The sequence below is a fragment of the Pseudoxanthomonas sp. LjRoot125 genome (genome assembly GCF_964252705.1).
GTDB lineage: Bacteria > Pseudomonadota > Gammaproteobacteria > Xanthomonadales > Xanthomonadaceae > Pseudoxanthomonas_A.
The window spans coordinates 1702069-1718900 of the sequence record NZ_CAXUOY020000001.1; the positions used below are offsets into that span (position 1 = coordinate 1702069).

Sequence of the window (16832 nt, forward strand, 5' to 3'; positions counted from 1 at the left end):
ACGGTCTTCAGCACCTGGCGGCGCGTATCGTCAACGGCCATGCGCGCCCTCCGTGCGCGCCGCGCGCAGGGCATCGATGGACAGGGCGCCTGCGCCGGTCAGTGCGACCGCGAGGTTGGCCAGCACCCACAGCAGGGGATACTCGATGCCCCCGTGCATCCAGAACCAGCCGTGCGACAGGTTCAAGGCGACAGTCACGCCAAGGAACGCCGCCGAACCCAAGGCCGCGACCCGCGTGAATGCACCGACGACCACCATCAGGCCCAGGAGGGTCTGCAGCGCAGCGAGCAGCAGGGGCAACGGTGGCGTGGAGGGCAGGCCGAAGTGCTGGAGTTCGGCGGCGAAGCCTGCGACACCGGGTCCGCCAAACCAACCCAGCAACTTGCCCAAGCCGTGCGGCAGCAGGAAGCCGCCGGCAGCGAGACGCAACACCAGCAATCCGGCCGATGTCGTGCCTGCATGCGCAACGGAAGCGGCGTGGGCGGCCATCGCGCGCGCCGTCAGTGGCCGCCCTCGGACGCGCCAAACATGCTCTTGGCGTACTGGATGCCGAGCCCATAGCCGCCGCCATGCAACTTGGCGATGCCGGTGGTCAGGTCGTAGGTCGCGCTGCGCCCCCAGTCGCGCTGCAATTCCAGCAGGTACTGCACGCTGGTCAGTGGGCGCACGCCGGCCTGGATCATGCGTTGCATCGCTCGCTCGTGCGCCTCGGCGGTGACGTCGCCGCAGGCGTCGGCGATCACGTAGACCTCGAAGCCCTGGTCGAGTGCGGACAGGGCCGGCCCGACGATGCACACGCTGGTCCACAGGCCGCCGAGCACGATACGGCCTTTCCCGGAAGCGTTCACTGCCCCGATGACGGCCGTGTCTTCCCAGCAGTTCATGGTGGTGCGGTCGTACACCTTCGCGTGGGGGAAGGCTTCGGGGATCTCGGGGAAAAGCGGGCCCGAGAACGACTTCTCGGCGACCGTCGTCAGCAGCGTCGACACGCCGAAGCCGGCAGCGCCCTTCGCGACCAGGGCCACGTTGTTGCGCAGCATTGCCACGTCGATGGAATGGGTGGCGAACGCCATCTGCGACTGGTGGTCGATCAGCACCAGCGTGTGGTCGCTCGGCGTGAGCAGGGTCTTGCCGGCGGCGGGGGAGGCGGTAGGCATGTCGGGCTCCAGATGTGTAGGAAACGCGCCACTGTGGCGCGCCGGCGCGCACGCCGGCTTGCATCGGCGTGCGCGCTACCCGCGGACGTCAGCCGTGCAGCTTGATCGCGGTTTCCGCGACGCGGCGACCCTGGTAATGGGCGGCGTCCAGTTCGTTCTGCGTGGGTTGCCGCGATCCGTCGCCGCCGGCGATCGTCGTCGTGCCGTAGGGCGAGCCGCCGGTCACTTCGTCCAGCTTCATCTGCCCGGCGAAGCCGTAGTCGAGCCCGACGATCACCATGCCGAAGTGCAGCAGGTTGGTGATGATGGAGAACAGCGTGGTTTCCTGCCCGCCGTGCTGGGTGGCGGTGGAGGTGAACGCGGCGCCGACCTTGCCGTGCAGCGCACCCTTGGCCCACAGGCCACCTGCCTGGTCCAGGAAGTTCGCCATCTGCGAGGACATGCGCCCGAAGCGCGTGCCGGTCCCGACGACGATGGCGTCGTAGTCGGCGAGTTCGGCGATGGTCGCCACGGGCGCGGCCTGGTCGAGCTTGAAGTGCGACTTCTTCGCCACGTCTTCCGGCACCAGCTCCGGCACGCGCTTGATGTCGACGCTGGCGCCACCCGCGCGCACGCCTTCGGCGACGGCGTGGGCCATGGTTTCGATATGCCCGTAGGCGGAGTAGTAGAGGATCAGGACCTTGGCCATCGCAGGACTCCGGGGAAAGGGTCGCCGCACGGTCCGGCGGCGACAGGCAGGGTCACGCCGTGCGGGTTACCGGCGCGTGCAGGTGGCAGAACTCGCGTGGGGAATAGCCGGTCATCCGACGGAAGGTGCGGGTGAAATGGCTCTGGTCGAAGAAGCCCAGCGAGGCCGCGGTGGCGGAGATCTTCTGCGGGCCGCGGGCAAGCTGTTCCTTCGCCAGCGCGATGCGCTTGGCGAGCACGAATTCCATCGGGCTCCGGCCCGTGCTGACGCGGAACAGGCGGGCGAAGTGGAACCGGCTGATGCAGGCGGCGCCGGCGATGTCGGCGAGCGTGATCGTGTCGCCGATATGGCGTTCGATGTAGTCCAGCGCGCGCGTCAACGCACGCGGACTCAAGCCGCGACTCTCCAGATGCGCATCGGGCGGGGACACGTAGCAGGCGGACGGCGCGGCAACGACGGAGACGTGCGGGAACAGGGACGGGGAGGCATCCACGGCGGTGTCCTCGATCGGCGATGTGGGGGAGGGGCGAGCAGCAGGGAGGCGGCAAGCCAGCGCCATCGTGGGGTGTGGCTGCGTCATCGATAACCCCAATCGGGGCAAGTGCCCGATCCCCCGAATGGGGGTGGGCGGCACGCGCCAACGGCCGTGTAGTTGCCTGCGTAGCGACGCCCCCCGTATCGTGGCGAGACAGGTCCGGGATCCGGTGCCTGGCATCCGCCCAGACCACGCCCATGCCGATCCGCATCCTGACCGTCGATGACCACCCCCTGCTGCGCGAAGGCATCGCGGCGGTGATCGAAGGCCAGTCCGACATGGAGCTGGTCGGCGAGGCCGCCAATGGCGTCGAGGCGCTGCAGGTGTTCCGGGGTTGCCGCCCCGACGTGACGCTGATGGACCTGCAGATGCCGGAGATGAACGGCGTGGAGGCCATCGGTGCGATCCATCGCGAATTCCCGGATGCGAAGGTCGTCGTACTGACCACCTACCAGGGCGATGCCCAGGCGTTGCGTGCGTTCAAGGCCGGCGCCTCGGGCTACCTGCTCAAGAGCATGCTCCGCCGCGAACTGGTCGACACCATCCGCAGCGTGCACGCCGGTCGCCGGCGGATTCCACCGGAGATCGCCGCCGGCATCGCCGAACATGCGTCCGACGACGCGCTGACACTGCGCGAGATCGAGGTGTTGCGGCAGGTGGCCGACGGCAACGGCAACAAGCGCATCGCCCAGTTGCTCACCATCTCGGAGGAGACGGTGAAGGCGCACATGAAGAACATCCTCGCGAAGCTGGACGCCAACGACCGCACGCATGCGGTCACCATCGCGGTCCGGCGGGGCATCATCGACCTCTGAAGCGGGCTTAAGGAGTTCTTAAAGAGCCTGCGGGAGCATGGCGTGGCCGGGTATCCGGTTCCCCCATGTCGAGGCCCCCATGAGCGCGCTGCGCGCCTGCACGCCCCTGTTGTTGCTGTTTCCCCTGTCCGCCGCCGCGCAGATCGTCGAGCGCACCGATGCCAAGGCGCAGGACGAGGTCTCCTCGCGCTGGAGCGCCGGCCTGGCGGTCGTCCATCGCGACAGCGAGTACGCCGGCGAAGGCACGCGCACGCGCCTGTATCCGAACATCGCCTACGACGGCGACCGTTTCTACCTGCGCGGCGCCGCGTTCGGCTATCGCCTGCATGCGGACGACCGTTTCGAGCTGCGTGCCTTCGTCGCCGGCCGCCTGGACGGCATCGATGCGGACGACTTCGGCGTGGCCGAGCTGGCGCGGCGCGGGATCGACCGCAACCTGCTCGAAGACCGCGACGACAGTGCCGACCTCGGCATGGCGGCCAGTTGGAAAGGCGTCGCCGGCAAGCTGGAGCTCGATGTGCGTGGCGACGTCACCGGCACCAGCGACGGGTACGCGGTCGCGCTGGATTACAGCTACCCGTTGTCGTTGGGTCGCACCCGGGTGATTCCCTCGGTGGGTGCCGTGCGCCTGTCGGACGACATGGCCAACTACTACTACGGCACGCTCGACGAAGAGGTCGCGCGCGGCGTGGTCGCTTACCGTCCCGGCGCGGCCACGATGCCGCGCGCCAGCGTCACCGTGGTCCACCCGTTCGCCAAGCGCTGGGCCTTGCTCGGCAACGTGGAGTACCGCGCGCTGCCGGACGCACTGCGCGACAGTCCGCTGGTGGAGGAGGGCAAGGACCAGGCGGCGTCGTTGTTCATCGGTATTTCGCGCGGCTTCTAGGCCAAGCCCGTCTCCTTCCTGAGGAACTCCCCATGTCATTGACCATAGCTCCCCGGCGCCGCGAAGCCATCGCTGCGCCCGCGATCCGCGCCATCGCACCCGTGCCCCACGTCCGTGTCAGCCGCGTGACCCGCACCCATGCGGCCGCGCTGATGCAGCTCTGCGACCGCCACATGGCGGAACTACCGACGGGAGCCAGCGCCCAGCGCGCCGCCGGCGGTCGCGTGCTGGAGCTGATGGAGGCCCTGTTCGAAGCCCCGTTGCGCGCGTGGGCGTGGATCGCCGAGCGCGATGGCGTGCCGCAGGGTTATGCGTTCGGCACCGTGGGCTTCTCGATGATCGAGCGCGCCTACTACTTCAACCTGGAGTCGCTGTTCGTATCCGCGGACGCCCGACCCTCCGATGCCGCCTCGGCGCTGTTCGACGCGGCGCGCGCGATGGCTGACGAACTGGGCTGCATCGATCTGCGTTGGCAGGTGCCGGTGGCGCAGGAAAGCGCGCTGATGCTGCCGGGGCACGCCGCGGCGGCCTCGATGATCCAGTACGTGTTTCCCACATCGATGCGGAGTTTGCGCGATGAGTAAGCAGATCGAAGCCAAGGCGCCCCGGCGTCGCCGGTGGAAGCGCATGGCCGCTGCGGTGTGCGTGTCGGCAACGGCTGCGGCCTACGCCGGGGCATCCGGCTGCAGCACGCTCGCCTATCCGCAATCGCCGCAATACGGTGAAGACGGCTTCCAGAACGAGCGCAAACCGCGCCCGCTGGGCTGGCGCGAGACCAGCAAGCTCTGGTGGGACTTCCTGGTCGGTGGCAAGCCGGCGGGCACGGTGCCCGCCAGCGAAATTCCGGTGCAGTCGCTGTCGGCGGACCAGCTGGCGCAGGCGCCGGATGGCACGGTGTATCGCCTGGGGCATTCCACGGTGCTCCTGAAACTCCAGGGCCGCTTCTGGCTCACCGATCCTGTGTTCGCCGAGCGCGCGTCGCCCGTGCAATGGGCCGGCCCCAGGCGCTTCCACGCGCCACCGTTGTCGCTCGAGGCCTTGCCGCAGCTGTCCGCCGTGGTGCTGTCGCACGATCACTACGACCACCTGGATCGCGACACCGTCATCGCGCTTGCCGCGAAGACCGATGTCTTCCTGACGCCGCTGGGTGTCGGCGATCGCCTGGTGCGCTGGGGCGTGCCGCGGGAGAAGGTCCGCCAGCTCGACTGGTGGGAGCACAGCGACATCGACGGCGTGCAGTTCACCGCGACGCCCTCGCAGCATTTCTCCGGGCGTACGCTGTTCGACCGCAACAAGACGCTGTGGGCGTCGTGGGTGATCCAGGCCGGCGATACCCGCGTGTTCTTCAGCGGCGACACCGGCTATTTCGACGGCTTCCGCACCATCGGCGACCGCTTCGGGCCTTTCGATATCACCCTGCTGGAATGCGGTGCCTACGATCGCCGATGGCAGGACGTGCACATGTTGCCGGCGCAGACACTGCAGGCCCATCTCGACCTGCGCGGACGCTGGCTGGTGCCGATCCACAACAGTACGTTCGACCTGGCGTTCCACCGCTGGAGCGAACCGATGGAGACTTTGTACGGACTGTCGCGCGATGCGGGCGTGGATATCGCCACGCCCGTCATTGGTGCACCGCTGGCGATCCACCAGCCCGAGGGTACGCAGCCGTGGTGGCGTGCCGAGTAGCGGCCGTCAGGTGTTGTCGGGTGCGGCGATGAAGCGCACCCGGCAACCGAAGCCGCGGCCGGCGATACCGTCACCCGCGTCGATCTCCGCTTCGTGCGCCTGTGCAATGCGCTGGACCAGCGATAGCCCGATGCCGCTGCCGCGTTCGCCATTGCCGTGGCTGCCGCGGAAGAAGCGTTCGAAGACGCGTTCGCGCTCATCGGGTGCCACGCCCGGCCCGTTGTCGCGCACGGCGAGCCACGCCGTGCGGCCATCGTCCTCGGTACCGCAGGCGATCTCGATGCGCCCGTGCTCGCCGCAGTAACGCACCGCGTTGTCGATCAGGTTGCGGGCGAGGATGCCGAGGTCGTCCAGGTCGCCGCGCACGCTGGCAGGCTCGGCGTGCACGCTGATGGTCTGGCCGCGTCGCGCGGCCATCGATTCGAACTCGCGCGCGACCATCGTGACCACGTCGGGCAACTGCACGGTCGGCTGATCCTCGCGCAGCGGCGAGGCATCCACGCGCGCCGAATCCAGCAACTGCTGCGCGAGCCGCGAGGTGCGCTGGATGCCCTGCACCAGCGGCTCCAGCGCGGCGCGCGCGTCGGCCTGCGAGCCGGCACGCAAGGCTACCTGCGTCTGGGTCAGCAAAGCCGCCAGCGGCGTGCGCAGTTCATGCGCCGCGTCGGCAAGGAACTGGCGCTCGCCGCGCATCGCGTCCGATAGCCGTTCCAGCAGCAGGTTGAACGAGTCGACCAGCGGCCGGATCTCGCGGGGCAGGCCGGCGGAGGGCAGGGGAGCGAGGTCGTGCGCTTCGCGCTGTGCCATCTCGCGACGCAGCCGGTTCATCGGGCGCAGGCTCCAGTGGATGGCCAGGCCGACGGTCATGCCGAGGATGAGCAGGATGACGATCCCGCTCCACACGCTGACCTTCACCCAGTACGCCAGCTCCGCGCGCATCGCGGACAACGACATGCCGGACTGCACCTGGATGCGTCCGCCGGCGTCGGTGACGGCGTAGACGCGCCAGGGTTCGCCGGCTACTTCGGTGACCACGAAACCCGGCTTGAAATCCGCTTTCAGCGGCTGGGTCGGCGCGCCTTCGGATAGCACCACAGGCTTGTCGCGCCCAAGGATCCACACCTGGTAGCGCAGCGCGTCGAACTTGCGGCCGGCCATGCTGGGGCGCGTGGGCAGCCGCAGGCGCGGACCATCGCCCAAGGCGGTGAGGTTGGCCGGCATCGACAGCAGGATCTGCTCGCTGACCTCCTGCAGGAACAGGTCGTCATGGCCTTTCTGCTGGCGCGTCATCTGGAGGTGCTGGCCGCCCAGCCAGCAGCCCCATCCGAGCGCAAGCGGTGTCATCACCGCGAGCAGCAGTTTGGACTTGAGCGAATGACTCATTCGCCGTCTCCCAGGCGGTAGCCGAATCCGTGCACGGTGGCGATCACGCCGTCGCCCAGCTTCTTGCGCAACTGGTGGATGTACACGGCGATGGTGTTGCTCTCGATCGCGCCGTCGCCGCCGTAGACCAGCGACTCCAGCGTTTCGCGCGCGATCACCCGGCCGGGACGTTCCATGAGTGCGAGCAGGGTGCGGTATTCGTGCACGCCCAGCCGGACCGGGCGATCGCCCTGGCGCACCGAGCGGTCCGCCGGGTCCAGCACGATGTCGCCATGGCGCAGCACCGGCGCCACCCGACCCTGGGTGCGGCGGACTACGGCGCGCAGTCGTGCGCCGAGTTCGCCGGCCTCGAAGGGCTTGACGATGTAGTCGTCGGCGCCGGCATCCAGGCCGCGCACGCGGTCGCTCAGCTGATCGCGGGCGGTGATGATCAGGACCGGGGTGGTGTCGTAGCGCTGGCGCAGGGCGGCCAGCACGTCGAGGCCGGAGCCGCGGGGCAGGCCCAGGTCGAGCAGGACGGCGGTGTAGCCGTGGTCCACCAGCGCCAGTCGGGCGGCGGCGGCATCCTCGGCACGGTCGATGGACCAGCCGTCCTGCGCGAGCGCAGCGGCAAGCGCATCGCCCAGCATACGATCGTCTTCGACCAGGAGCAGGCGCTGCACGGGACATCCTCGGGAACGGCGGGCCCCCATGCTAGGCCGAAGCGATTAAACCGTCTTTAATGCAGGGGCCGGAAACGCGAAACCCCGCCGTGGCGGGGTTTCGTACGATCGCTTGGCCGCGGCTCTCAATCCGTGGCGCCTCGCCGGATGGCGCTCCCTAGGGGACTCGAACCCCTGTTTTAGCCTTGAGAGGGCCACGTCCTAACCACTAGACGAAGGGAGCGTTTTTGGTGAAACCGGCGTAGCGGATTAGTATATGCGGCGGCACCGCCCAGGGCAATCCATCCGGGCCGCCGCGTAACCCCTTCTGCATGGAACCGCCGCTATTACGCCGCCCACCGCTCTGCGAACCATCCCGCGCGACCAGCACACCATTTCGCGCAAGGACATCAGCCCGAACGCGCTGCGCGTGCTCTACCGCCTGCGGGATGCCGGGTTCCAGGCGTATCTGGTCGGCGGTGCGGTGCGCGACCTGCTGGTCGGCGGGCATCCCAAGGATTTCGATGTCGCCACCGATGCGACGCCCGAACAAGTGCGCCAGCAGTTCCGCAACTGCCGCCTGATCGGTCGTCGCTTCCGCCTGGCGCACGTGGTGTTCGGCCGCGAGATCATCGAGGTCGCGACCTTCCGTGCCAACAGCGACGACGGCAGCGGCGATCGCGAGATGGAGAACGGCCGCCTGGTGCGTGACAACGTATACGGCAGCATCGAGGACGATGCCGTCCGCCGCGACTTCACCGCGAATGCGTTGTACTACGCCATCGATGATTTCTCGGTGCGCGACTACGTCGGTGGCTTCGAGGACGTGATGGCGCGCCAGCTGAAGCTGATCGGCGATCCCGAGCAGCGCTATCGCGAAGACCCGGTGCGCATGCTGCGTGCCGTGCGCCTGGCCGCCAAGCTGGGCTTCGAGATCGAAGCCGACACGGCGGCGCCGATCGCGCCGCTGGCGCCGCTGTTGGCGGAAGCCGCGCCGGCACGCCTGTTCGAGGAAATCCTGAAGCTGTTCCTGTCCGGCCACGCGGTCGCGAGTTTCGAAGGGCTGGAGCGCTTCGGCTTGTTGAAGGTGCTGCTGCCGGAAACCGCGGCTGCACTGGCCTCCAACCGCAGCGGTGCGCTGCGCCGCATGGTCATGGCCGGCCTGGCCGGTACCGACCAGCGCGTGGCCAACGATGAGCCGGTATCGCCGGCGTTCCTGTTCGCGCTGCTGCTGTGGCCGGCGTACTGCCGCGCTCTGATGGGCCTGCAGGCTTCCGGCGTGCATGCCGAAGAAGCGCAGCGCCGTGCGGCCGACCGCGTCACCCTGCACCAGTTGAACACCGTCGCGCTGCCGCGCCGCTTCTCGCTGCCGATGCAGGAAATCTGGCTGCTCCAGACGCGCTTCGGCAATCGCCAGCGCAAGCGCGTGGTTCGGCTGCTCTCGCACCCGCGCTTCCGAGCGGCGTTCGATTTCCTGGTGCTGCGCCTGGAAGCTTCGCCCGAGCATGCCGAGGACGTGGCGTTCTGGCGCGAAGCGCAGACCCAGTCAGGCGATGAACTGTCGGCGGCGTTGGGCGTCGGCGCTCCCGTGGACGATCTGCAGGGCGACGATGCGCTGCCCTCCAAGCGCCGTCGCCGCCGTCGCCGCCGTGGCGCGGCTGCTTCCGCCGAATGACGCGGCAAGTCCGGGCCTGCATCGGCCTGGGGGCCAATCTCGGCGATGCCGCCGGCACGCTGCAGCGTGCCTTCGAGGCGCTGGATGCCTGTGAAGGCATCGCCTTGCTGAGCGCTTCGCGCCTGTACCGCACGCCGGCGTGGGGGCGCGAAGACCAGCCCGATTTCATCAACGCGGTCGCGCTCGTGGACACGACGCTGGCGCCGCGCGCGCTGCTCGCGCAACTGCTTGCGGTCGAGGCCGCGTTCGGGCGGCAGCGTGTCGAAGGTGAGCGCTGGGGGCCGCGCACGCTGGACCTGGACCTGCTGCTGTACGGCGATGCCGTCGTCGACGAGCCGGGCCTGCACGTGCCGCATCCGCACCTGCATGAACGCGCCTTTGCGCTGGTTCCCTTGCTCGAAGTCCTGCCCGACGCCCGTATCCCGGGTTACGGCGATGCGCGGGACGCTGTGTCCGCGCTCGAAATGTCCAACATCCATCCGTTATGAGTGGATAATGCGGGGCTATGAGTACGCACGCCGACAGCAAGCCCTGGACCGTTCCCGCTCTCGCCGACGCCAAGCGCGAAGGGCGCAAGCTGGTGATGCTGACGGCTTACGACAACAGTTTCGCCCGCGTCCTGGACCGCAACGGCGTGGACCTGGTGCTGATCGGCGATTCGCTGGGCATGGTGGTGCAGGGTCACGATTCGACGCTGCCGGTGACGGTGGACGATATCGCGTACCACACCCGGGCGGTCGCACGCGGCCTTGATCGCGCGCTGCTGGTCGCCGACCTCCCATTCCAGTCCGATGCCACGCCGGAGCGCGCGCTCGATGCGGCCATCGTGCTGCTGCAGGCGGGTGCGGAGATGGTCAAGCTCGAAGGCGCGGGCCACAAGCTCGACGTGATCCGTTTCCTGGTCGAACGCGACATTCCGGTCTGCGGCCATCTCGGCCTCACGCCCCAGTCGGTGCTGACCTTCGGCGGCTACAAGGTGCAGGGCCGCGGTGATTCGGCCGCGGCGAAGTTGCGCGCGGATGCGCGCGCGGTGGCCGACGCGGGCGCGCAGCTGCTGGTGCTGGAATGCGTACCGTCGCCGCTGGCGGCGACGATCACCGCCGACATCGCCATTCCCACCATCGGCATCGGCGCCGGTCCCGGCTGCGATGGGCAGGTGCTGGTACTGCACGATTTCATCGGCCTGGACACGGGCCATCGCCGGCCGAAGTTCGTCAAGGATTTCCTGGCCGAAGGCGGTTCGGTGGCGGGCGCCGTACGCGCGTATGCCGACGCGGTGCGCAGCGGGGCGTTCCCCGACGACGCCTATTCCTACTGACCGCGCCGCGCGCACCGACACGCCACAGGGGCCCCGATGATCGAGACCATCACCGAACTGGATGCGCTGCGCGCACGCGTCAGGGAGTGGAAGCAGCAGGGCCTGCGGGTGGGCTTCGTGCCCACGATGGGCAATCTTCATGCCGGGCATTACTCGTTGGTGATGCTGGCAAGGCAGTACGCCGACCGCGTGGTGTCCAGCGTGTTCGTCAATCCGACCCAGTTCGGTCCCAACGAGGACTTCACCCGCTATCCGCGTACGCCGGAAGCGGACATGAGCGGTCTCGAAGGCGCCGGTTGCGATGTCCTGTGGCTGCCGACGGTGGAGTCGATGTATCCGTTCGGCGTCGAGCTCGCTGCCAGGGTGCACGTACCCGGTGTCAGCAGCGTGCTGGAGGGCGCGCACCGCCCGGGCCATTTCGATGGCGTGTGCACGGTGGTCGGCCGGTTGTTCAACCAGGTGCAGCCCGACGTGGCGGCCTTCGGCAAGAAGGACTACCAGCAATTGGCGGTGATCCGGCAGCTGGTCACTGACCTGGCCTTCCCGATCCAGATCCTCGCCGGCAGCATCGTGCGCGAGCCCGATGGCCTGGCCATGAGTTCGCGCAACCAGTACCTGTCCGCGGACGAGCGACCGCGTGCTGCCGAAATCCGCAAGGTGCTGATCGCCATGCGTGAAGGCCTGCTGGCGGGGCAGTCGCGCGCCCAGGTGGAAGCGGATGCGGCGCGCAGGCTCACCGAGGTGGGTTACGTGGTCGACTACACCGTCGTCCGTCGTCACGACCTGGGCGAACCGGCCGAGGGCGAGCAGGGCGCGCGGGTCGCGCTGATCGCGGCCAAGTTGGGGCGCACGCGGCTGATCGACAACCTGGAATTCTGACGGCGGCGATAGTGGACGCGGTGTTGCACGATCGTGCACGCCGCACCGGGCGCGAGGGGCTAAACTTCGCGTCCCCGATCCAGATTGCGCCCCCATGCACCTCAGCCTGCTCAAGACCAAGATCCACCGCGCGACCGTCACCCATTCGGAGCTGAACTACGAAGGCTCCATCGCCATCGACGGCCTGCTGCTGGATGCCACCGGCATCCGCGAGTTCGAACAGGTCCACATCTGGGACGTCACCAACGGCGCGCGCTTCTCGACGTACGCGATCCGGGCCGATGAAGGCAGCGGCATCATCTCCCTCAACGGCGGCGCGGCGCGCCACGTGCAGGTGGGCGACCTGATCATCATCGCTGCGTTCGCCGGCATGAGCGAACAGGAGGCCGACCAGTTCCAGCCGACCCTGGTGTACGTGGACGGCCAGAACCGCATCACCCACACCAACCGCAGCATCCCGAAGCAGGCGGCCTGACATGAGCATCGGCTCCGACGCGTTGAACGCCCACGCCGCGCGCCTGCGCGGCACCCCGCTGAGCGAACTGCTGACGCGCGAGCCCGGCCGTGTTACGGCCAACACGCTGCGTACCGGTCCGCTGTACTTCAATTTCGCACGCCAGTCCTACGACGCGCAGGCGTGGCAGGCCCTGCTCGCGCAGGCGCAGGCCGCCGACCTCGCGGGTGCGTTCCGTCGCCTGTTCGACGGTGAAAAGGTTAACGTCACCGAAGGTCGTTCGGCGTTGCATACCGCGCTGCGCGGGCAGCATTCCGACGCGGTCGTGGCGCGCGAGGCCTATGCCAGCGCGCTCGATGTCCGCCAGCGCATGGCGTCCTTGATCGCGCAGTTGGAAGCGACCGGCGTCACCGACATCGTCAGCGTCGGCATCGGCGGCTCCGATCTCGGCCCGAGGCTGGTGGCCGATGCGTTACGGGATCCTCTGCCGGGACGTTTCCGCGTGCATTTCCTGTCCAACGTCGACGGCGCAGCGGCGCAACGCACGCTGGCACCCCTGGACCCCGCGCGCACGGCAGCGATCCTGATCTCCAAGACGTTCGGTACGCAGGAAACGCTGCTCAACGGCGGCATCCTGCGTGATTGGCTGGGCGGCAGCGAACGCCTGTATGCGGTCAGCGCGAATCCCGAACGCGCTGCGGCGGCCTTCGACATCGCACCAGAGCGCGTGTTGCCGATGTGGGACTGGGTCGGCGGCCGCTATTCGCTGTGGTCGGCGGTGGGCCTGCCGATCGCGCTGGCGATCGGGTTTGATCGTTTCGAACGCCTGCTGGCAGGCGCGTCGGCTTTCGATGCGCATGCCATCGGCGCACCGCTGGCCGACAACATCGCGGTACGCCACGCGCTGACCGCCGTGTGGAACCGCAACGTGCTCGGCCACGCTGCGCAGGGCGTGATGACCTACGACCAGCGCCTTGCGCTGCTGCCGGCCTACCTGCAGCAGTTGGTGATGGAAAGCCTGGGCAAGTCGGTGAAGCTGGACGGCAGCCCGGTCGGCGTCGACACCGTGCCGGTCTGGTGGGGCGGTGCGGGCACCGATGTGCAGCACAGCTTCTTCCAGGCGTTGCACCAGGGTACGGGCATCGTGCCGCTGGATTTCGTCGGCACGATCAACAGCGATGCGCCGTATGCCGAGAACCACCTCGCGCTGCTGTCCAACCTGCTGGCGCAGAGCGAAGCGCTCGCCAACGGACAGCACAGCGACGACCCGCACCGCAGTTATGCGGGCGGCCGGCCGAGCACGCTGATCCTGCTGGACGCGCTGACGCCGGAGTCGCTGGGCGGGCTGATCGCGATGTACGAGCACAGCGTCTATGCGCAGTCGGTGCTCTGGGGCATCAACGCGTTCGACCAGTTCGGCGTCGAGCTCGGCAAGCAGCTGGCCAACGGCCTGCTGCCGGCCCTCAAGGGCGAACGCGCTGCCTCGGATCCGGTCACGCAGGCGTTGCTGGCGGAGATCGCGGCGCGCGGTTAATTCCGCGCGTCGTCGGCCGGGCGCGGGTGCCTGCCCAGCGCCCAGGCCACGTGCTCGCGCACCAGCGGCGAGGCATCCTCGCGGCGGCTCGCCAGTGCCGCCAGCACGTCGGGCGTCGTCGGTGCATTGCCCAGCGCGACCGCGATATTGCGTAGCCAGCGTTCATGGCCGCTGCGGCGGATCGCCGATCCTTCCGTGCGGCGCAGGAACTCCGCTTCGTCCCACGCGAACAACTGCGGCAAGGTCGCGGTGTCCAGATCGTTCCTGGCGCGGAAATCGGGTTCGTCGGTGCGCTTGGCGAACTTGTTCCAGGGGCACACCAGCTGGCAATCGTCGCAGCCGAAGATGCGGTTGCCGATCGCCGGCCGCAGGTCTTCCGGAATCGCACCTTCGTGCTCGATGGTCAGGTAGGAAATGCAGCGACGCGCGTCGAGCCGGTAGGGCGCGGTGATCGCCTGGGTAGGGCAGACCTCGATGCAGCGCATGCAGGTGCCGCAATGCGCGGTCGCGGGCGCATCGATAGGGAGCGGCACGTCGACATAGATTTCGCCGAGGAAAAACCACGACCCGCCGTCCTTGTCGATCAGGCAGGTGTGCTTGCCGATCCAGCCCAGGCCCGCATTGCGCGCCAACGCGCGCTCCAGTACCGGTGCGGAATCCACGAACACGCGGTGCCCGAAGGCGCCGAATTCCTTCTGCAGCTGCTCCGCCAGTTTCTGCAGCCGGTTGCGCATGAGCTTGTGGTAGTCGCGTCCCAGCGCGTAGCGCGCCACATAGGCGCGACTGCCATCCGCCAGGGTGTCCCAGGCGTCGTCGCTGTCGTTGCGGCCGTAGTCGAGGCCGACCGAGATCACCCGTAGCGTGCCTGGGATGAGGTCCTGCGGTCGCGAGCGCTTGTCGCCGTGCTGCGCCATCCACGCCATCGAGCCGTAAAGGCCCTGTGCGAGCCAGTCGCGGAGATAGTCCTCGTCCTTGCCCAACTCGATACCGGCGATGCCGCACCGCTGGAAGCCGAACTCGCCCGCCAGCGCGCGCACGCGGGCGGCCAGGGTCGCGGGATCGGGTGGCAGCGAGGGCGAGGAGGGAGACGGCATGCGGAAAGTATAGGTGGCCTGGCGGCATTCACTTCCGCGCAACCCGGAGCGGTCCTAGAATCCGCGCATGTCAGGCACCGTGCCCCTGTATTCCACTTCCGCCGCGCGGGCGCTGGATGCCAATGCCACGCGCACGCTGGGCGGCGATGCCTACACCTTGATGCAGCGTGCCGGCCAGGTGGCGTGGCAGCACGTGCTGATGCATTGGCCAGACGCGCAACGCGTCGTCGTGGTCTGCGGGCCCGGCAGCAACGGCGGCGATGGTTACGTGTTGGCCCGGCACGCGCACCGTGCGGGGCGGTCGGTGGAAGTGGCGCATTTGCCCGAGCACGTGCCGGCCAATCCCATCGCCCAGCACGCATGCACGGACTACGTCGCGGCGGGTGGGCGCGTCACCCTGTTCGATGGCGCGTTGCCGAACGCCGACCTGCTGGTGGATGCCCTGTTCGGTATCGGCCTGTCGCGTGCGCCTGACGCGGGCGCGCACGCGCTGATCGATGCGCTCAACACGCAGGCGCTGCCCGTGTTCTCGCTCGACGTGCCCAGTGGCGTCGATGCGGATCGCGGCGGCGTGCCCGGCGTGGCCGTGGTGGCGACACGCACGCTGCAGTTCATCGCGCGGCATGCCGGGCTGCACACCGGCGACGCGTTGGAATACACCGGTGCGTTGGCCCTGGACGATCTCGATGTGCCGGCCGGTGCGTTCGATGGTGTGGAAGAACACGCGACCTTGCTCGATCACGAGGCGCTGGCGCGCTGGCTGTTGCCGCGCCGTCGCAACACGCACAAGGGCGAGTCGGGACATGTGCTGTGCATCGGCGGCGAAGAAGGCAGCGGCGGTGCGGTCGCCCTGTGTGCGGAAGCTGCGTTGCGTGCGGGTGCCGGCCTGCTCAGCGTGGCGACGCGACCGGCGCATGTCGATGCGATCCTCGCGCGCCGTCCGGAAGCGATGGTGCGCGGCGTCGAATCCTCGGAGGACCTCGCGCCGATGCTGGCGCGCGCCGGCGTCATCGCGATCGGGCCGGGCCTGGGGCAGGGCGAATGGGCGCGCGCGTTGCTGCAGCAGGCCTGGCGCAGCGGGCGGCCGCTGGTCGTCGATGCCGACGCACTCAATCTGTTGGCGGCATCACCGCAGGCGCTGCACGACGCGGTACTGACGCCTCATCCTGGCGAGGCCGCACGCCTGCTGGGTTGCACGACGGCCGAGGTGCAAGCCGACCGCTTCACCGCCGCCCGCGCGATCGCGCAGCGCCATGCCTGCGTCGTCGTGCTGAAAGGCGCGGGTACGATCATCGCCGCGCCCGACGGTGCGCTGCGCGTGATCGATGCCGGCAATCCCGGCATGGCCGTCGGCGGCATGGGTGATGTGCTGACCGGGGTGATTGCCGCCTTGCGCGCGCAGGGTCTTGCGGCATTCGACGCGGCCAGCGCCGGCGCGCTGCTGCATGCGCTCGCGGGCGACGCAGCAGCATGGGACGGGCAGCGTGGCCTGTTGCCTTCCGACCTGATGCCGCACCTGCGGCGCCTCGCCAATCCCTGAGCCATGCCTGCGCCGGTCGGCGCCAGCACTTAGAATCGGCGCATGCACACGTTCCTTGCCGACAGCGACGCCACTGAAGCCCTGGGCCAGGCGCTTGCACGCACGCGGCCACCGTTCGCGGTGGTGCACCTGCAGGGCGACCTGGGCGCAGGCAAGTCGACGCTCGCGCGTGCGCTGTTGCGTGCGTTGGGCGTGGGCGGTGCGATCCGCAGCCCGACCTACACCCTCGTCGAGCGCTATCCCGTCGAAGGCGGCGAAGCCTGGCACCTGGACCTGTACCGCATCGGCGATGCGGGGGAACTGGAATTCCTCGGCCTGGACGAAGGCGCAGCGGTGCTCTGGCTGGTCGAATGGCCCGAGCGTGGCGGCGCATCCCTGCCGCCGGCGGACCTGGTGGTCACGCTGGCGGTCGAGGGCACCGGAAGGTCGGTCCTGTGCAAAGCGGGTTCCCGGGTCGGCGAGCAATGGCTGGCGCGGGCGGCCGAAGAAGCCCAGTTGCAGGCTTCAGTTGCCCAGCCTGGTTAGGAACATCTTCCAGGTTGCG

19 protein-coding genes and 1 tRNA gene are annotated in these 16832 nt (G+C 68.7%); 12 read left to right on the forward strand and 8 right to left on the reverse strand.

Annotation, left to right across the window (positions count from 1 at the left end; translation table 11 throughout):
* Positions 1 to 30: 30 nt before the first annotated feature.
* From ACSION_RS07800 to ACSION_RS07815, 4 genes are all read right to left on the reverse strand, one after another.
* Complete coding sequence (locus ACSION_RS07800) at positions 31 to 489, reverse strand: DoxX family protein (protein WP_435305550.1); 459 nt, start codon at positions 487 to 489, stop codon at positions 31 to 33.
* An 11-nt stretch (positions 490 to 500) separates the two neighbouring features.
* Positions 501 to 1157, reverse strand: coding sequence for a hydrolase (locus tag ACSION_RS07805; protein ID WP_435305551.1), 657 nt, complete (start codon positions 1155 to 1157; stop codon positions 501 to 503).
* An 88-nt stretch (positions 1158 to 1245) separates the two neighbouring features.
* A complete protein-coding gene (gene wrbA / locus ACSION_RS07810) occupies positions 1246 to 1845 on the reverse strand; it encodes an NAD(P)H:quinone oxidoreductase (RefSeq protein WP_435305552.1) in 600 nt (199 codons plus the stop codon).
* A gap of 52 nt (positions 1846 to 1897) precedes the next feature.
* Positions 1898 to 2425, reverse strand: a complete 528-nt coding sequence (locus tag ACSION_RS07815) for a helix-turn-helix transcriptional regulator (RefSeq protein WP_435305553.1) — start codon at positions 2423 to 2425, stop codon at positions 1898 to 1900.
* Between the two features lie 152 nt (positions 2426 to 2577).
* Between ACSION_RS07815 and ACSION_RS07820 the strand changes: the two genes are divergently transcribed.
* From ACSION_RS07820 to ACSION_RS07835, 4 genes are all read left to right on the forward strand, one after another.
* Positions 2578 to 3195 carry a response regulator gene (locus ACSION_RS07820; RefSeq protein WP_435305554.1) on the forward strand — a complete coding sequence of 206 codons (618 nt, stop codon included), beginning with the start codon at positions 2578 to 2580 and terminating at the stop codon, positions 3193 to 3195.
* 79 nt (positions 3196 to 3274) lie between these two features.
* Complete coding sequence (locus tag ACSION_RS07825; protein ID WP_435305555.1) at positions 3275 to 4081, forward strand: MipA/OmpV family protein; 807 nt, start codon at positions 3275 to 3277, stop codon at positions 4079 to 4081.
* 32 nt (positions 4082 to 4113) lie between these two features.
* Positions 4114 to 4665, forward strand: coding sequence for a hypothetical protein (locus ACSION_RS07830; RefSeq protein WP_435305556.1), 552 nt, complete (start codon positions 4114 to 4116; stop codon positions 4663 to 4665).
* Complete coding sequence (locus ACSION_RS07835) at positions 4658 to 5770, forward strand: MBL fold metallo-hydrolase (protein ID WP_435305557.1); 1113 nt, start codon at positions 4658 to 4660, stop codon at positions 5768 to 5770. The genes ACSION_RS07830 and ACSION_RS07835 overlap by 8 nt, the downstream gene beginning before the upstream one ends.
* Positions 5771 to 5776: 6 nt before the next feature.
* Here ACSION_RS07835 and ACSION_RS07840 read toward each other — a convergent pair whose 3' ends face one another.
* The 3 genes from ACSION_RS07840 to ACSION_RS07850 all read right to left on the reverse strand — a co-directional run bounded on the left by ACSION_RS07840 (position 5777) and on the right by ACSION_RS07850 (position 8038).
* On the reverse strand, positions 5777 to 7153 hold the full coding sequence (locus ACSION_RS07840) for an ATP-binding protein (RefSeq protein WP_435305558.1): 1377 nt from the start codon (positions 7151 to 7153) through the stop codon (positions 5777 to 5779).
* Positions 7150 to 7815, reverse strand: a complete 666-nt coding sequence (locus tag ACSION_RS07845) for a response regulator transcription factor (RefSeq protein WP_255412337.1) — start codon at positions 7813 to 7815, stop codon at positions 7150 to 7152. Before ACSION_RS07845 ends, ACSION_RS07840 begins: the two co-directional genes overlap by 4 nt.
* A gap of 148 nt (positions 7816 to 7963) precedes the next feature.
* Positions 7964 to 8038 (reverse strand) — tRNA-Glu (locus ACSION_RS07850).
* An 84-nt stretch (positions 8039 to 8122) separates the two neighbouring features.
* Between ACSION_RS07850 and pcnB the strand changes: the two genes are divergently transcribed.
* The 6 genes from pcnB to pgi all read left to right on the forward strand — a co-directional run bounded on the left by pcnB (position 8123) and on the right by pgi (position 13654).
* The gene (gene pcnB, locus ACSION_RS07855) at positions 8123 to 9469 is read left to right on the forward strand and encodes a polynucleotide adenylyltransferase PcnB (RefSeq protein ID WP_435306681.1); all 1347 of its coding nucleotides are present in this window, start codon (positions 8123 to 8125) and stop codon (positions 9467 to 9469) included.
* Positions 9466 to 9957 carry a 2-amino-4-hydroxy-6-hydroxymethyldihydropteridine diphosphokinase gene (gene folK, locus ACSION_RS07860; protein ID WP_435305559.1) on the forward strand — a complete coding sequence of 164 codons (492 nt, stop codon included), beginning with the start codon at positions 9466 to 9468 and terminating at the stop codon, positions 9955 to 9957. Before pcnB ends, folK begins: the two co-directional genes overlap by 4 nt.
* Positions 9958 to 9974: 17 nt before the next feature.
* Positions 9975 to 10787, forward strand: coding sequence for a 3-methyl-2-oxobutanoate hydroxymethyltransferase (panB, locus tag ACSION_RS07865; RefSeq protein WP_435305560.1), 813 nt, complete (start codon positions 9975 to 9977; stop codon positions 10785 to 10787).
* A gap of 36 nt (positions 10788 to 10823) precedes the next feature.
* A complete protein-coding gene (panC, locus tag ACSION_RS07870) occupies positions 10824 to 11666 on the forward strand; it encodes a pantoate--beta-alanine ligase (protein ID WP_435305561.1) in 843 nt (280 codons plus the stop codon).
* Positions 11667 to 11760: 94 nt separating this feature from the next.
* Positions 11761 to 12141: an aspartate 1-decarboxylase gene (gene panD, locus ACSION_RS07875; protein WP_056881163.1), complete on the forward strand. Its 381-nt coding sequence runs from the start codon at positions 11761 to 11763 to the stop codon at positions 12139 to 12141.
* Between the two features lies 1 nt (position 12142).
* Complete coding sequence (pgi, locus tag ACSION_RS07880; RefSeq protein ID WP_435305562.1) at positions 12143 to 13654, forward strand: glucose-6-phosphate isomerase; 1512 nt, start codon at positions 12143 to 12145, stop codon at positions 13652 to 13654.
* Here pgi and queG read toward each other — a convergent pair.
* Positions 13651 to 14748 (reverse strand): tRNA epoxyqueuosine(34) reductase QueG, encoded by a 1098-nt coding sequence (queG, locus tag ACSION_RS07885; protein ID WP_435305563.1) that lies wholly within the window; start codon positions 14746 to 14748, stop codon positions 13651 to 13653. The genes pgi and queG overlap by 4 nt on opposite strands.
* 67 nt (positions 14749 to 14815) lie before the next feature.
* Between queG and ACSION_RS07890 the strand changes: the two genes are divergently transcribed.
* The gene (locus ACSION_RS07890; protein WP_435305564.1) at positions 14816 to 16288 is read left to right on the forward strand and encodes an NAD(P)H-hydrate dehydratase; all 1473 of its coding nucleotides are present in this window, start codon (positions 14816 to 14818) and stop codon (positions 16286 to 16288) included.
* Positions 16289 to 16330: 42 nt separating this feature from the next.
* On the forward strand, positions 16331 to 16813 hold the full coding sequence (tsaE, locus tag ACSION_RS07895; protein WP_435305565.1) for a tRNA (adenosine(37)-N6)-threonylcarbamoyltransferase complex ATPase subunit type 1 TsaE: 483 nt from the start codon (positions 16331 to 16333) through the stop codon (positions 16811 to 16813).
* The last annotated feature ends 19 nt before the right edge of the window (positions 16814 to 16832 follow it).

What these genes read in the sequence shown, in the direction of transcription:
- ACSION_RS07800 (WP_435305550.1), bottom strand. Translation starts at nt 489, where the DNA reads ATGGCCGCCCACGCCGCTTCCGTTGCGCATGCAGGCACGACATCGGCC.
- ACSION_RS07805 (WP_435305551.1), bottom strand. Translation starts at nt 1,157, where the DNA reads ATGCCTACCGCCTCCCCCGCCGCCGGCAAGACCCTGCTCACGCCGAGC.
- wrbA (WP_435305552.1), bottom strand. Translation starts at nt 1,845, where the DNA reads ATGGCCAAGGTCCTGATCCTCTACTACTCCGCCTACGGGCATATCGAA.
- ACSION_RS07815 (WP_435305553.1), bottom strand. Translation starts at nt 2,425, where the DNA reads ATGACGCAGCCACACCCCACGATGGCGCTGGCTTGCCGCCTCCCTGCT.
- ACSION_RS07820 (WP_435305554.1), top strand. Translation starts at nt 2,578, where the DNA reads ATGCCGATCCGCATCCTGACCGTCGATGACCACCCCCTGCTGCGCGAA.
- ACSION_RS07825 (WP_435305555.1), top strand. Translation starts at nt 3,275, where the DNA reads ATGAGCGCGCTGCGCGCCTGCACGCCCCTGTTGTTGCTGTTTCCCCTG.
- ACSION_RS07830 (WP_435305556.1), top strand. Translation starts at nt 4,114, where the DNA reads ATGTCATTGACCATAGCTCCCCGGCGCCGCGAAGCCATCGCTGCGCCC.
- ACSION_RS07835 (WP_435305557.1), top strand. Translation starts at nt 4,658, where the DNA reads ATGAGTAAGCAGATCGAAGCCAAGGCGCCCCGGCGTCGCCGGTGGAAG.
- ACSION_RS07840 (WP_435305558.1), bottom strand. Translation starts at nt 7,153, where the DNA reads ATGAGTCATTCGCTCAAGTCCAAACTGCTGCTCGCGGTGATGACACCG.
- folK (WP_435305559.1), top strand. Translation starts at nt 9,466, where the DNA reads ATGACGCGGCAAGTCCGGGCCTGCATCGGCCTGGGGGCCAATCTCGGC.
- panB (WP_435305560.1), top strand. Translation starts at nt 9,975, where the DNA reads ATGAGTACGCACGCCGACAGCAAGCCCTGGACCGTTCCCGCTCTCGCC.
- panC (WP_435305561.1), top strand. Translation starts at nt 10,824, where the DNA reads ATGATCGAGACCATCACCGAACTGGATGCGCTGCGCGCACGCGTCAGG.
- panD (WP_056881163.1), top strand. Translation starts at nt 11,761, where the DNA reads ATGCACCTCAGCCTGCTCAAGACCAAGATCCACCGCGCGACCGTCACC.
- pgi (WP_435305562.1), top strand. Translation starts at nt 12,143, where the DNA reads ATGAGCATCGGCTCCGACGCGTTGAACGCCCACGCCGCGCGCCTGCGC.
- queG (WP_435305563.1), bottom strand. Translation starts at nt 14,748, where the DNA reads ATGCCGTCTCCCTCCTCGCCCTCGCTGCCACCCGATCCCGCGACCCTG.
- ACSION_RS07890 (WP_435305564.1), top strand. Translation starts at nt 14,816, where the DNA reads ATGTCAGGCACCGTGCCCCTGTATTCCACTTCCGCCGCGCGGGCGCTG.
- tsaE (WP_435305565.1), top strand. Translation starts at nt 16,331, where the DNA reads ATGCACACGTTCCTTGCCGACAGCGACGCCACTGAAGCCCTGGGCCAG.